This window comes from Geodermatophilus sp. URMC 65, from assembly GCF_053502545.1.
Map to the genome: position 1 here is coordinate 176,226 of NZ_CP199954.1, position 13,081 is coordinate 189,306.

Annotated in this window: 15 protein-coding genes and 1 tRNA gene; 1 reads left to right on the forward strand and 15 read right to left on the reverse strand. The window is 75.1% G+C overall.

The annotated features are described in order from the left end of the window. Positions 1–7: 7 nt before the first annotated feature. From ruvC to ACWIX7_RS00880, 13 genes are all read right to left on the reverse strand, one after another. Complete coding sequence (ruvC, locus tag ACWIX7_RS00820) at positions 8–574, reverse strand: crossover junction endodeoxyribonuclease RuvC (protein WP_448619733.1); 567 nt, start codon at positions 572–574, stop codon at positions 8–10. Between the two features lie 189 nt (positions 575–763). After that, positions 764–1,513: a YebC/PmpR family DNA-binding transcriptional regulator gene (locus ACWIX7_RS00825; protein ID WP_448619734.1), complete on the reverse strand. Its 750-nt coding sequence runs from the start codon at positions 1,511–1,513 to the stop codon at positions 764–766. Further along, entirely contained in the window at positions 1,510–2,160 is a 651-nt protein-coding gene (gene pdxT / locus ACWIX7_RS00830; RefSeq protein ID WP_448619735.1) for a pyridoxal 5'-phosphate synthase glutaminase subunit PdxT, read from the reverse strand. Before pdxT ends, ACWIX7_RS00825 begins: the two co-directional genes overlap by 4 nt. Positions 2,161–2,185: 25 nt before the next feature. Then, positions 2,186–3,307 (reverse strand): heparan-alpha-glucosaminide N-acetyltransferase domain-containing protein, encoded by a 1,122-nt coding sequence (locus ACWIX7_RS00835; RefSeq protein ID WP_448619736.1) that lies wholly within the window; start codon positions 3,305–3,307, stop codon positions 2,186–2,188. 81 nt (positions 3,308–3,388) lie between these two features. Next, positions 3,389–4,297, reverse strand: coding sequence for a pyridoxal 5'-phosphate synthase lyase subunit PdxS (pdxS, locus tag ACWIX7_RS00840; RefSeq protein WP_448619737.1), 909 nt, complete (start codon positions 4,295–4,297; stop codon positions 3,389–3,391). 41 nt (positions 4,298–4,338) lie between these two features. After that, positions 4,339–4,887: a hypothetical protein gene (locus ACWIX7_RS00845; protein ID WP_448619738.1), complete on the reverse strand. Its 549-nt coding sequence runs from the start codon at positions 4,885–4,887 to the stop codon at positions 4,339–4,341. 11 nt (positions 4,888–4,898) lie between these two features. Beyond that, entirely contained in the window at positions 4,899–6,116 is a 1,218-nt protein-coding gene (locus tag ACWIX7_RS00850; RefSeq protein WP_448619739.1) for a glycosyltransferase family 4 protein, read from the reverse strand. Next, positions 6,116–7,144, reverse strand: a complete 1,029-nt coding sequence (locus ACWIX7_RS00855; RefSeq protein ID WP_448619740.1) for a phosphatidylinositol mannoside acyltransferase — start codon at positions 7,142–7,144, stop codon at positions 6,116–6,118. The genes ACWIX7_RS00850 and ACWIX7_RS00855 overlap by 1 nt, the downstream gene beginning before the upstream one ends. Continuing rightward, the gene (pgsA, locus tag ACWIX7_RS00860) at positions 7,141–7,803 is read right to left on the reverse strand and encodes a phosphatidylinositol phosphate synthase (protein ID WP_448619741.1); all 663 of its coding nucleotides are present in this window, start codon (positions 7,801–7,803) and stop codon (positions 7,141–7,143) included. The genes ACWIX7_RS00855 and pgsA overlap by 4 nt, the downstream gene beginning before the upstream one ends. 1 nt (position 7,804) lies before the next feature. Next, complete coding sequence (locus ACWIX7_RS00865) at positions 7,805–8,383, reverse strand: HIT family protein (protein ID WP_448619742.1); 579 nt, start codon at positions 8,381–8,383, stop codon at positions 7,805–7,807. Further along, the gene (gene thrS, locus ACWIX7_RS00870; RefSeq protein WP_448619743.1) at positions 8,380–10,428 is read right to left on the reverse strand and encodes a threonine--tRNA ligase; all 2,049 of its coding nucleotides are present in this window, start codon (positions 10,426–10,428) and stop codon (positions 8,380–8,382) included. The genes ACWIX7_RS00865 and thrS overlap by 4 nt, the downstream gene beginning before the upstream one ends. Before the next feature lie 82 nt (positions 10,429–10,510). Beyond that, positions 10,511–11,065: an MOSC N-terminal beta barrel domain-containing protein gene (locus ACWIX7_RS00875; protein ID WP_448619744.1), complete on the reverse strand. Its 555-nt coding sequence runs from the start codon at positions 11,063–11,065 to the stop codon at positions 10,511–10,513. Further along, a complete protein-coding gene (locus ACWIX7_RS00880) occupies positions 11,062–11,517 on the reverse strand; it encodes an HNH endonuclease (protein ID WP_448619745.1) in 456 nt (151 codons plus the stop codon). Before ACWIX7_RS00880 ends, ACWIX7_RS00875 begins: the two co-directional genes overlap by 4 nt. Before the next feature lie 370 nt (positions 11,518–11,887). Between ACWIX7_RS00880 and ACWIX7_RS00885 the strand changes: the two genes are divergently transcribed. Further along, positions 11,888–12,442, forward strand: a complete 555-nt coding sequence (locus ACWIX7_RS00885; RefSeq protein WP_448619746.1) for a dihydrofolate reductase family protein — start codon at positions 11,888–11,890, stop codon at positions 12,440–12,442. A 54-nt stretch (positions 12,443–12,496) separates the two neighbouring features. Here ACWIX7_RS00885 and ACWIX7_RS00890 read toward each other — a convergent pair. Further along, positions 12,497–12,568 (reverse strand) — tRNA-Val (locus ACWIX7_RS00890). A 25-nt stretch (positions 12,569–12,593) separates the two neighbouring features. Next, on the reverse strand, positions 12,594–13,067 hold the full coding sequence (locus ACWIX7_RS00895) for a TIGR02611 family protein (protein ID WP_448619747.1): 474 nt from the start codon (positions 13,065–13,067) through the stop codon (positions 12,594–12,596). Positions 13,068–13,081 lie beyond the last annotated feature (14 nt).

Genomic DNA, 13,081 nt, shown 5'->3' on the forward strand with positions numbered 1-13,081 from the left:
GGTGTGATCACCGGGACACCCCCTGCCAGCGCGGCAGCGTCCGCTGCACCACCGGCGCGCCGATCCCGCCGGCCAGGGCGGCGACCTCCAGCCGCTGCTGCGCCGGGCCGCGCCAGGCGTGGCAGACGGCCAGGGCCAGCGCGTCGGCGGCGTCGGCCGGCTTGGGCGGGGACGCCAGCCCCAGCACCCGGGTGACCATCAGCGTGACCTGCTCCTTGTCCGCGCGGCCGCTGCCGGAGATGGCGGCCTTGACCTCGCTGGGCGTGTGCCAGGCGACCGGCCGGTCGGCCTGCGCGGCGGCCAGCGCGGCCACGCCCGCGGCCTGCGCCGTCCCCGTGGCGGTGCCCTTGTTGTTCTGGGTGAAGACCCGCTCGATCGCCACGACGTCGGGCCGGTGCTCCCGCAGCAGCGCGGTGACGGCGGTGTGCAGCTCCAGCAGCCGCAGTTCCAGGTCGAGCTCCGCGGCGGTGCGCACGACCCCCACGCCGACGGCCGTCGGCCGCGCGCCGGGACGCCCGTCGACCACCCCCCACCCGCACCGGGTGAGGCCCGGGTCGATGCCGAGCACCCGCATGGAGCCGCCTCCTGACGTCAGCCGAACTGGTGTTCGACCCACGCTAACCCGTCCCACCGACGGGGACGGCCCCCGACACGCCCGGTCGGCCCCCGGCAGGGCCCCACCGCCGGCCCCGTCCAGGCACCACCCTGACCTCGCGGAGGGTGCGGAGGACGGGGTCCTCCCATGGTGGGGGGGCAGGGGCGCCTAGATCCTCTCGAGCACCTCGTCGGAGACGTCGTAGTTGGCGAAGACGTTCTGCACGTCGTCGCAGTCCTCCAGCGCGTCGATGAGCCGGAAGACCTTGCCCGCGGCCTCCTCGTCGAGCTCGACCGAGACGCTGGGCACGAAGCCGACGTCGGCGGAGTCGTAGTCGATGCCGGCGTCCTGCAGGGCGGTGCGCACCGCCACCAGGTCGGTCGGCTCGCACACGACCTCGAAGGTGTCGCCCTGGTCGCGCACCTCCTCGGCCCCGGCGTCCAGCACGGCCATGAGCACGGTGTCCTCGTCGACGGCGTCCGACCTCGGCACCACCACGACGCCCTTGCGGGAGAACAGGTAGGAGACCGAGCCGGGGTCGGCCATCGACCCGCCGTTGCGGGTCATCGCCGTGCGGACCTCCATGGCCGACCGGTTCTTGTTGTCGGTCAGGCACTCGACGAGGACGGCGACACCGCCGGCGGCGTAGCCCTCGTAGGTGATCGTCTGGTAGTCGACGCCACCGGCCTCGAGACCGGCACCGCGCTTCACCGCGCGGTCGATGTTGTCGTTCGGCACCGAGCTCTTCTTCGCCTTCTGGATGGCGTCGAACAGCGTCGGGTTGCCCGCCGGGTCACCGCCGCCGGTGCGCGCCGCGACCTCGATGTTCTTGATCAGCTTGGCGAAGAGCTTGCCACGCTTGGCGTCGATGCCGGCCTTCTTGTGCTTCGTCGTCGCCCACTTGGAGTGGCCGCTCATGAGTCCTCCTCGTTCCCGGCGCCGACGCCGGCCCTCTCGGCCAGGTGGCGGCGGACGATGTCGACGAACAGCGCGTGCACCCGGCGGTCCCCGGTGAGTTCGGGGTGGAAGCTGGTGGCCACCAGGTTCCCCTGGCGGACCGCGACGATCCTACCGTCGGCGGCTCCCCCGACGATCCGGCCGAGGACCTGCACGCCCTCCCCCGCCTCCTCGACCCACGGCGCCCGGATGAAGACCGCGTGCACCGGTCCGCCGGGCACGCCCTCGACCTCCACCTGCGACTCGAAGGAGTCGACCTGCCGGCCGAAGGCGTTGCGCCGCACCGTGACGTCCAGCCCGCCGACGGTGACCTGGTCGGGCGGGGCGTCCACCAGCCGGTCGGCCAGCATGATCATCCCGGCGCAGGAACCGTAGACCGGCAGCCCGCCGGCCACCGCTGCGCGCAGCGGTTCGAGCAGGCCGGACCGCGCGGCCAGCGTGGCCATCGTCGTCGACTCCCCGCCGGGGACGACGAGCGCGTCGACCGCGGCCAGCTCCTCGGGACGGCGGACGGCCACCGCCTCGGCACCCAGCTCCGGCAGCGTCGCGAGGTGCTCCCGGACGTCTCCCTGCAGGGCCAGCACACCGACGACGGGCTTCCTCGACACGAGGCACCAGGCTACGTACCCCGGCTCAGGGCCCGGCCGCCCGCCGAGAGCTCCAGGTCAGCAGCCGCTCCAACGGGCCGCGGCCCAGGCGCCACCGCCACACCGACGCCAGCGCCAGGGCGGTGAGGGTGAACCGCGCCCACAGGCCCCAGTCGTCGGAGGAGTCGGCCGCCAGCAGCCGGATGGCCACGATCTGCGCGGTGTAGACCGACAGCGCCAGCGCACCCACCGAGGCCATCGGGTACGTGACCCGCGGCAGCAGGTCGGCGACCACCAGGCACACCCCGATGACGGCGACCGCGACCCCGCCGGAGCCGACCACCTCGAACGGCGTCGACGTGTGCGGCTGGGCGCCGGCGAACCAGGCCGGGTCCCACGAGCCGGAGGCGCCGAACCCGGCCTCGATCCCGTCCAGGTCCTGCCCCGGTGCGAGCTGCCGGGTGCTCATCCAGCCGCCGAGGTAGCCCAGCACCGCGGCGCCGGTCCCGCCGGCGACCAGGCCCGCGCGCACCCGGGCCGCCCCCAGGTCCGACCGGCCGACCGCGAGCCCGACCAGCACGAAGGCCAGCCAGACCGCCGCCGGGTAGTAGCCGGTGAACAGCAGGAACGTGAAGGCGTCGCCCTCCCCGTCCAGCTCGGTGGCGTACTGCCCGACCTCGAGGGTGAGCGGCGGCGCGACCAGGGCGACGACCCCGGCGGCGAGCAGCAGGCGCGCGGGCGGCCAGCGCAGGAAGGGCAGCGCGAGGACGAAGAGCACCGCGTAGACGCCCAGGATGATCGCCACGAAGGTGTCGAGCAGCTCCAGGACGCCGCCGATCGCGAACACCCAGGCGGCGCGGACCAGGACGCGCGTGCGGGCCCGGGCGAGCTCCTGCCCGGTGGCCGGCGTCCGGCCGCCGGAGAGCAGCGCCACGGAGACGCCGGCCAGCGTGGCGAACAGGATCGACGACCGGCCGTCGACCACCGCACGCCAGGTGCCCGGGTCCCAGCCCAGCTCGCCCGTGGCGCCCAGGTGGGCGCCGAACATGCCGAGGACGGCGAGCCCGCGGGCGACGTCGACGCCGCCGATCCGCCGTCCCGACGCGGTCTCCCACGCCGGGACGGCGGGGGCGCGGGCGCCCTCGACGTCGTCCCGCTGCGCCGTCATGCGACCTCCTCCCTGGCGCTCGTCGGTCACATGCCGGGCCGTGCTGCGCCCCTGCGTGACCTCGCGAGCTCGGTCACGTGCTCACCAGCCGCGGGTGGCGTACCGCTCGCTCTCCGGCAGCGTGGCGACGTCGATCCCCACCATCGGCTCGCCGAGCCCGCGGGAGACCTTGGCGATCACGTCGGGGTCGTCGTGGAAGGTGGTCGCCTGCACGATGGCCGCGGCCCGCTGCGCCGGGTCGCCGGACTTGAAGATGCCCGAGCCGACGAAGACGCCCTCGGCGCCCAGCTGCATCATCATCGCTGCGTCGGCCGGGGTGGCGATGCCACCCGCGGTGAACAGCACGACCGGCAGCTTGCCCAGCCGGGCGACCTCGGCGACCAGGTCGTACGGGGCGCGCAGCTCCTTGGCGGCGACGAACAGCTCGGTCGCGTCGAGGGCGCCCAGCCGCCGGATGCCCGCACGGATGGCCCGCACGTGCCGCACGGCCTCGACCACGTTGCCGGTGCCGGCCTCGCCCTTGGAGCGGATCATCGCCGCGCCCTCGGCGACCCGCCGCAGCGCCTCACCCAGGTCGGTGGCGCCGCAGACGAACGGCACGGTGAACTCGCCCTTGGCGATGTGGTGCGCCTCGTCGGCCGGGGTGAGCACCTCGGACTCGTCGATGTAGTCGACCCCGAGGCTCTGCAGCACCTGCGCCTCGACGAAGTGGCCGATGCGGGCCTTGGCCATGACCGGGATGGAGACCGCGCCGATGATGCTCTGGACCATGTCCGGGTCGCTCATCCGCGCGATGCCGCCCTGGGCACGGATGTCGGCGGGTACCCGCTCGAGGGCCATGACGGCGACCGCGCCGGCGTCCTCGGCGATCCGGGCCTGCTCGGGGGTGACGACGTCCATGATGACGCCGCCCTTCAGCTGCTCGGCCATGCCGCGCTTGACGGCCTCGGTGCCGGTCGTGCCGGGGACGGTCGAGCTGTGCTCTGCCACGGGACTGCCTCGGTCTCGGACGTCGGGAGGGGCCCCCGATGCTACGGGCGCGCGCGGCCGCCCCCGGCGGCGCTGCCGGTGACCTCGCGCAGGTCGTCCTCGATGTCGAAGAACCGCGGCAGCGGCCGGGAGGCGTGCAGCCGCAGCAGGCTGGGCAGCCGGCGGGTGCGCAGCGCGGCGGTGTCGCGGACGGCGTCGTTGTAGAAGCGCCGGGCCAGCCCGAGCCGGGTCGCCGTCCCGTCGAGGTCCGCCCGCAGCGCGGTCGGCACGCCGGGGAGGTCGGCGGGCAGCTCGCGCAGCTCGCGGCCCAGGGCGTTCTCCGCCAGCTCGCGGTCGCCGGCCCGGGGCGCGCGGACCTCGCGGACGCAGGCCGCCAGCCGGGCGGCCCGCTCCTCCCCCACCGCGCCCGCGTGGTCGCGGGCGAGCTCGGCGGCCAGGGCGGCGCGCCGCGTCAGCTGGGTGTCCAGGGCCGTCCAGGCCCGATCGACCCGGGCCTCCAGCCGGCGCAGCCGGGTGAGCGTCCACGCCACCCAGGCGGCCAGCAGCAGGACGACGACGGCGGCGAGCAGCAGCCAGACGTCGGGGGTCACGACGGGTCAGGCTAGCGCTGCACCCACCGACGCAGGGCCGACCGAGCCGGTGCGTTGCCCGAGAGGGTGGCGAGGTCGGCCAGCCGGTCGTCGTCGGTCGCGGTGACCGCGCCGCTGCCGGGCAGCACGACGGTCTCGTAGACGGCGAGCACCCGGCGGGCCACCACCGACCAGTCGTACCCGGCGGCCACCCGGCGGCCGGTCCCGGACAGCCGCGCGCGGCGCCCGGGGTCGGCCAGCAGGTCGGAGAGGGCGCGGGCGAGGTCGCGGGCGTCGCCGCGGCGGACCAGGACACCGGCGGCGCCGTCCTCGAGCACCGCGGCGAAGGCGTCGAGGTCGCTGGCGACGACCGGCGCCCCGGCGGCGAGGGCCTCGATGAGCACGATGCCGAAGGACTCCCCCAGCAGGTTCGGCGCGCAGTACACGTCGACCGACCGCAGGAACGCCCCCTTCTCCGCCTCGGTGAGCTCGCCGAGCAGCGAGACGTGCGGTGCGAGGTCCTCGCCGAGTGTGTCTCGGACGGCGTCGGGGTCGCCGCGGCCGGCGATGAGCAGCTGCGCGCCGGGGTGCCGGCGGACGACGGTGCGCATCGCCTCCAGCAGCACCGGCAGGCCCTTGCGCGGCTCGTCGTAGCGGCCGAGGAAGCCGATGGTCGGCCCGTCGACGCCGCGGGTGTGGCCGGGCAGCGAGGGACCCTCCGCGAACGCCGCGACGTGCACGCCGTTGGGGATGATCACCGCGTCACCGCCGAGGTGCTCGACCTGCACCCGGCGGGCGAAGTCCGACACCGCGATGCGCCCGGCGATCTTCTCCAGCCAGGGCCGGACGAGCGGACCGAGGGCGGCCAGGGTCTTGGACCGGGTCGTGGCGGCGTGGAAGGTGGCCACGATCGGCCCCTCGGCCATCATGCACACCGACAGGCCCAGCGACGGCGACGCGGGGTCGTGCACGTGGACGACGTCGAAGTGCCCCTCGCGCAGCCAGCGGCGCACCCGGGTGGCGCTGACCGGGCCGAACTGGACGCTGGCCATCGAGCCGTTGTACGGGACGGGCACGGCGCGCCCGGCCCACGTCGCGTACTCGTCGGGCAGCGACTCCTCGCGCTCGGCCGGGGCGAGCACCTCGACGTGGTGTCCCATCCCGCGCAGCGTCTCGGCGAGGTCGCGCACGTGGTACTGCACCCCGCCGGGGACGTCCCACTGGTAGGGGCAGACCAGCCCGATGCGCATCAGGCGCGCTCCGTCCGAGGCGGGTCGGGCGGGACGTCGTCCCAGATCCGGCCGAGCACGTGCCAGTCCTCGGGGCGCTCGGCGAGGCCGGCGGTGAACGCGTCGGCCACGCCCTGCATCGCGGCGGGCACCCGGTCGCGGAGCCGTCCGGGCCCGCCGACCGGCACCTCGGGCCGGACGTCGAAGGCCCAGCCGCGGAGGGTGAACCGGCAGATCGCGGGGTGCAGCGCGGCGCCGGTCTGGGCCGCCAGCAGCGCCGGCCCCCCGGGCATGGTCGCCCGGCGGCCGAAGAACTCCACCGGCACGCCGCCGGCGCCCAGGTCGCGGTCGACCAGCAGGCAGACCCAGCCGCCACCGTCCAGCCACTCGCGCAGCACCGCCGAGCTCGGCCGCGGCCCCCCGGTGAGCGGCACCACCCGCATGCCCAGCGTCTCGCGGAACTCCAGGAACCGCCGGTAGAGCGACTCCGGCCGCAGCCGCTCGGCCACCGTCATGAAGGGCCCGCCCAGGAAGTCCACCAGCCACACGCCGGCGGCGTCCCAGTTGCCGCTGTGCGGCAGCGCGAACACCACGCCGCGGCCGTCGGCCCGGGCCCGCTCCATGTGCTCGACGCCGGAGCTCACGGTGTCGGCCACGATCCGCTCCCGGGACAGCCGCGGCAGCCGGAACGCCTCCTGCCAGTAGCGGGCGTAGGAGCGCACCCCCCGCGCGGTCAGCTCGTCCAGCGCGTCCTCGTCGAGCCGGCCGCCGGTCGCGACGCGCAGGTTGGCGCGCAGCTGGCGCACCCCGCGACCCTCTCGCGCGGCGGTCCAGCGGCCGGCGGCGTCGAAGGCGCCGCGGGCCACCGGCTCGGGCAGGGCCCGGACCGCGCCCCAGCCGGCGGCGTAGCCGAGGTCGGTCAGCTGCGCCGCGACCCGGGCGCGCAGCCCCGGCCGGCCGGGGACCAGCCGCAGCCCGGCCGCCGTCCCCCTCGGTCCCGTCCCCGCCGACCCGGCCGTCGCGGCGTCCGTCCCGGGCGCGTCGGTCACGGCACCAGGCCCGAGGGCGGCGGGGTCGAGGGGGACGGCGGCGGGGTCGGCAGCGCCCGGCCGCGGGCCTGGCGGTGGACCTCGGCGAACCGCTGCCCCACGGTCACGGCGCTGCCCACGGTCAGCACCCACAGGGCCACGTGCAGCGCGTACGGGATGCCCAGGCCCAGGAAGCCGGTGCCGACCAGCACGAGGATCAGCCGCTCGGTGCGCTCCACGACGCCGACGTCGCAGCGGAGCCCCATGCCCTCGGCGCGGGCCTTGACGTAGGAGGTGAGCACGCCGAGCACCAGGCACAGCAGCGCCAGCAGCACGATGAGCCGGTTGTCGCCGGCCCCGGAGAACCACCAGACCAGCGCGCCGAAGATCGCGGCGTCGGCCGCGCGGTCGCCGGTGGAGTCCAGCACCGCGCCGAACACCGAGCCGCCGCCACGGGCCCGCGCGAGTGCGCCGTCGAGCATGTCGAGCAGGACGAAGACGGTGACGGTGAACGCGCCCCAGAACAGGTGCCCGGTCGCGATCAGCCCGGCCGCGCCGGCGATCGCCCCGAGCGTGCCGACGAGCGTGACCGTGTCCGGGGTGACCCCGGCCCGGGCCAGCCGCGCCACGACCGGTGCCCAGAAGCGGCCCACCGCCGCGCGGGCGTTGACGCCGAGCACCTCAGGTCCCCGGGGTGGGCCGGCCGTCCGGCCAGTGCCGTGCGAGCAGTGCCCGGGTCTCGCGCAGCACCTGCGGCAGCACGCGGGTCAGGCCGATGACCGGCATGAAGTTGGTGTCCCCGCCCCAGCGCGGCACGGCGTGCTGGTGCAGGTGGTCGGCGATCCCGGCGCCGGCGACCGAGCCCTGGTTCATCCCGATGTTGAACCCGTGCGCCCCGGTCACCGCGCGCACCACCCGCATGGCCGTCTGGGTGAACTCGCCCAGCTCGGCGACCTCGGTGGGCGTGAGGTCGGTGTAGTCGGGCACGTGCCGGTACGGCACCAGCATCAGGTGGCCGGCGTTGTACGGGTACAGGTTGAGGACGGCGAAGACGGTCTCGCCGCGCGCGACGACCAGCCCCTCCTCGTCGTCCATCTGCGGGATGAGGCAGAACGGGCAGTCGTGGGCGCCCGTGGGCTTGCCCTCCCCGCGGATGTAGGCCATCCGGTACGGCGTCCACAGGTGTTCGAAGACCGCCGTCGGACCGTCGTCGTCGCTGGGGACGGCGACCGGGGAGGTCTCCTGCGAGTCGGTGCTCATCCGGCCACCAGCGCCTCGGCGGTGGGGTCGGTGTTGGCCCGGCCGTCGACCCACTCGGCGATCGCGGCGACCGCCTTCTCGACGGGGACGCCGTTGTGCTGGCTGCCGTCGCGGAAGCGGAAGGAGACCGCGCCGGCCTCGGCGTCGGTCGCCCCGGCGATGAGCACGAAGGGCACCTTCTGCTTGCTGGCGGTGCGGATCTTCTTCTGCATCCGGTCGTCGGAGTCGTCGATCTCCACCCGGATGCCGCGGGCGCGCAGCTGCAGCGCGACGTCGCGCAGGTAGGGCACCTGCTCGTCGGTGACCGGGATGCCGGTCACCTGCACCGGCGCGAGCCACGCGGGGAAGGCGCCGGCGTAGTGCTCGGTGAGGACGCCGAAGAAGCGCTCGATCGAGCCGAACTTCGCCGAGTGGATCATCACCGGCTGCTGCCGGGAGCCGTCGGCGGTCGTGTACTCCAGGCCGAAGCGGGCCGGCTGGTTGAAGTCGTACTGGATGGTCGACATCTGCCAGGTCCGGCCGATGGCGTCGCGCGCCTGCACGGAGATCTTCGGGCCGTAGAACGCCGCGCCGCCGGGGTCGGGCACCAGCTCCAGGCCGGTCTCGCGCGCCGCCTCCTCGAGCACCGCGGTGGCCACCGCCCACTCCTCGTCCGACCCGATGAACTTCTCGGAGTCCCCGCGGGTGGACAGCTCCAGGTGGTAGTCGGTCAGCCCGAAGTCGCTCAGCAGGCCCAGCACGAAGGTCAGCAGGTGCCGGATCTCGCCGGGCGCCTGCTCCGGGGTCACGTAGCTGTGCGAGTCGTCCTGGGTCAGCCCGCGCACCCGGGTCAGGCCGTGGACGACGCCGGACTTCTCGTAGCGGTAGACCGAGCCGAACTCGAAGAAGCGCAGCGGCAGCTCGCGGTAGGACCGCCCGCGCGACCTGAAGATCAGGTTGTGCATCGGGCAGTTCATGGCCTTGAGGTAGTACTCGCTGTTCTCCAGCTCCATCGGCGGGAACATGGTGTCGGCGTAGTACGGCAGGTGCCCGGAGGTCTCGAACAGCCCGCGCTTGGTGATGTGCGGGGTGCCGACGTAGTCGAAGCCCTCCTCGATGTGCCGCCGGCGGACGTAGTCCTCCATCTCCCGCTTGACCACGCCGCCCTTGGGGTGGAAGACGGCCAGGCCGGAGCCGATCTCGTCGGGGAAGCTGAACAGGTCCAGCTCCACGCCCAGGCGCCGGTGGTCGCGGCGCTCGGCCTCGGCGAGCTGCTCCAGGTAGGCCTTGTGCGCCTCCCTGCTCTCCCACGCGGTGCCGTAGACCCGCTGCAGCTGCGGGTTCTTCTCGCTGCCCCGCCAGTAGGCGGCCGCCGACCGGGTGAGGGAGAAGGCCGGGATGTTGGAGGTGCGCGGCAGGTGCGGACCGCGGCACAGGTCGGTCCACACCAGGTCGCCGGTGCGGGCGTCCCGGTTGTCGTACATGGTCAGCTGCGCGCCGCCGACCTCCACCGATGCACCGTCGTCGGCACCCTCCGCGGCCTCGCCGGCGGGGTCGGAGACACCGCCCTTGAGGCCGATCAGCTCCAGCTTGAACGGCTCGTGCGCGAGCTCGGCCTGCGCGTCGGCGTCGCTGATCTCGCGGCGGGAGAAGTACTGGCCGGCCTTGACGATCTCCTGCATCCGCTTCTCGAGGGCCTTGAGGTCTTCGGGCGTGAAGGGCCGCTCGGGGGCGAAGTCGTAGTAGAAGCCGTTCTCCACCGGCGGGCCGATGCCCAGCCGGGTGCCCGGGAACAGGTCCTGCACGGCCTGGGCCAGCACGTGCGCGGTCGAGTGCCGGATCACCGCCCGCCCTTCGGGGCTGGCGGCGGGCACCGGCTCGACCTCGGCGTCGGCCTCGGGGGTCCAGGCGAGGTCCCTGAGGTCACCGGTCGCCAGGTCCCGGACGACGACCGCGCCGTCGGGGCCCTTGAGCGGGATCCCGGCCGCCCTCAGCGCGTCCTGGGCCGTCGTCCCGGCCGGCACCCGGATCGGGGCGGTGGCGGCGAGGGTGGGCGCGGCTGGCACGGGAGCTCCTGCGGGGGTCGTCGGACGGGCACTCCCGAGCCTAGTGCGCGGTGCCCGTCCCCCCGGGCGACGCCCGCCGGGCTCAGCCGGGCAGCACCTCGACGCGGTCGCCGACCCGCACCCTCCCCGGCCGCCGGACCTCGGCGTACACGCCCAGGCAGTGCCTGGGGGTGCGGGTGATGGCGACCTCGACCTCGCCGATGCGCACGGTGCGCCCGACCCACGACCGCTCGTCCTCGCCCTCGGGCAGGTCGAGGAGCAGGTTGGCACGCGGGTCGTCGGTCGAGCAGCCCTCCGGGACGTCGCCGGCGTCGGCGCGCGCGATCGCCCCGCGGCTGACCAGGTGCACCGCGGCGGCGTCCACCTGCGGCTGCCCGGACCGCTGCAGGCGCACCGGCCGGCCCAGCACCTCGGTCAGCGTGATCGTGTCGGCCTCGTCGTCCCCGGTGGCGACGACCTCGGCCATCTGCGGGGTGCTCTTGACCGTCACCCGCTCCCCCGTCGTGGCGTCGACGACGGACCACGCGCGGTCGCCGACCAGGCCCGCCGGCCCCACCTCGGCCTCCCGGACGGTCCGCCCGCCGAGGCTCTTCACCGGGTAGACGCTCACCTGCACCACGCTGCCAGCACCGGTCACGAGGCGACCGTACGTCCTCCCCCCAGGGAGGGCGGTCGCCGGCGCAGGCGGCGCCGCTGCGCGTCGAGGTAGGGCCGCGCCCGGCGCTGGCCGCCCTCGCGGTCGATGGCCGCCTGCAGCGCGTCCAGCGCCCGGGCCAGCCGGTCGGCGTCGGGCTGCCAGCCGCGGCGCTCGCACTCCTCCAGCCAGTCGACCGGCGCCCGGTGGCCGCGCTCGGCGTTGCAGCGGCGGCACGCGGCGACCTCGTTGGCCAGCCACGACGGGCCGCCCTTGAGCCGGGGGACGACGTGCTCGGTGGTCGGCGGGACGAGCCCGCCGAGGACCCGGCCGCACCAGATGCAGGTGTCGCCGTCCCGCTCGAGGACCTCGGTCAGCCGTTCGGCGCGCCCCGGCTGGCGCGGTCGGACCGGCACGGGCGGGGCGGGCGGCCGGCGGCGGGACACCGCACCCATGGTCCCCCTCGGTGCGCCCGCGTGCCGTTCCGTCGACGCCCTCGGCGGTCAGAGCCTCGCCGTAGCAGCGCTGCCACCCGCGCCCGCAGGCCCGGTCGGCCATCTCGGAGACCACCGCGTGCGCCGCGTCGACGGTCACGTCGGTGCCGAGCGCCAGGTCGAGCTCGACCACGGCGCGCAGGGGGTACGGGTCCGGGCCCGGCCGGGCCGTCGGGCACTTGCTCGTCGTCGGGCACCGTCGGATCGTGCCGAGACGGCGCGCTGCCCACCGATGAGGAACCGGGTCGGCCAGGGTCTCCTCGACGACGCGGACCACCGGCCCCCGCGGCGACCGCCACAGCCGGGCCGCAGGACACACGGAGGAGCAGACATGGGCGCGATCAGGGTGCACGAGTTCACCACCGTCGACGGGGTCGTCGACGCACCGATGTGGACCGTGGACTACGGGTTCCCCGACGACCTGGCCGCCTCGATCGGGGCGATCACCGCCCCGGCGGAGGGCATCCTGCTGGGCCGCACCACCTTCGAGATGTTCGCGCCGGCCTGGTCGACGCGGACCGCCGAGGACGACGAGGGTGCGCCGTTCTTCAACGACACCCCCAAGTACGTCGTCTCCTCGACCCTCACCGACGCGGAGTCGGTGTGGCGCAACTCCACCGCGATCGGCGGCTACGACGCCGGCCGGATCCGCGAGCTCAAGGAGCAGGGGGACCTCTACGCCAGCGGCAGCGCGACGCTCGTGCGGGCCCTGCTGGCCGACGGCCTGATCGACGAGCTGCACCTGTACGTCTACCCGCTGGCCGTCGGCAGCGGCACCCGGCTCTTCCCCGAGGGCAGCGCGCAGAGGATGTCACTGCTCGACGTGGAGCGCCTGAGCAACGGGGTGGCCCACCTGACCTACGGCCCGGCCGTGGGGACCGCCTGACCCCCCCGGGACGAGAGAGGCCCGGGTCCGACGGACCCGGGCCTCTCCTGCCGGTGGGCGATACTGGGTTCGAACCAGTGACCTCTTCGGTGTGAACGAAGCGCTCTACCACTGAGCCAATCGCCCCTGCGGCAGCCATTCTGCCAGACGCTCAGCGCCAGAGTGGCACCCACCCCGGCATCCAGGCCGGAACGCCCATGACGTGCAGCACGACGACCAGGACGCCGTAGACGAAGGCCGCGGTCGCCAGCGCGACGGCGACCCGCACCCACGCCCGTTGCCGCCCCAGCCACTCGGTCCACGCCCGGACGTGCCGGCGGGTGAAGTCCAGCAGCCGCTCGGCCCACATGAACTCGGTGGCGAGCAGGAAGAGCCCGGCGATGACGGTGAGCCAGCCCGGCCCGGGCAGCGGGATGGTGACCAGGCCGAACGCCACGACGACGCTGCCGACCGCGCCCACGACCAGGCGGTAGCCGTGGTCGAGGGGACGGCGAGCCGCCAGACGCCGCCGCCAGTGCGTGGCCGCGACGCGCTCCCGCAGGCTGCGGTGGGCCTCCCCGGCCGCGTGGGCCCGCCGCGCACCGGACGCCGGGGTTCCCGGCTGTCCGGCGCCGGAGGGGGCCACCGTCTCCGGACCGC

Coding starts and splice junctions, on each gene's coding strand:
- ACWIX7_RS00865 (WP_448619742.1), bottom strand. CDS start 8,383: ATGAGCACCGACTCGCAGGAGACCTCCCCGGTCGCCGTCCCCAGCGAC.
- ruvC (WP_448619733.1), bottom strand. CDS start 574: ATGCGGGTGCTCGGCATCGACCCGGGCCTCACCCGGTGCGGGTGGGGG.
- ACWIX7_RS00885 (WP_448619746.1), top strand. CDS start 11,888: ATGGGCGCGATCAGGGTGCACGAGTTCACCACCGTCGACGGGGTCGTC.
- ACWIX7_RS00850 (WP_448619739.1), bottom strand. CDS start 6,116: ATGCGCATCGGGCTGGTCTGCCCCTACCAGTGGGACGTCCCCGGCGGG.
- ACWIX7_RS00825 (WP_448619734.1), bottom strand. CDS start 1,513: ATGAGCGGCCACTCCAAGTGGGCGACGACGAAGCACAAGAAGGCCGGC.
- ACWIX7_RS00880 (WP_448619745.1), bottom strand. CDS start 11,517: ATGGGTGCGGTGTCCCGCCGCCGGCCGCCCGCCCCGCCCGTGCCGGTC.
- ACWIX7_RS00835 (WP_448619736.1), bottom strand. CDS start 3,307: ATGACGGCGCAGCGGGACGACGTCGAGGGCGCCCGCGCCCCCGCCGTC.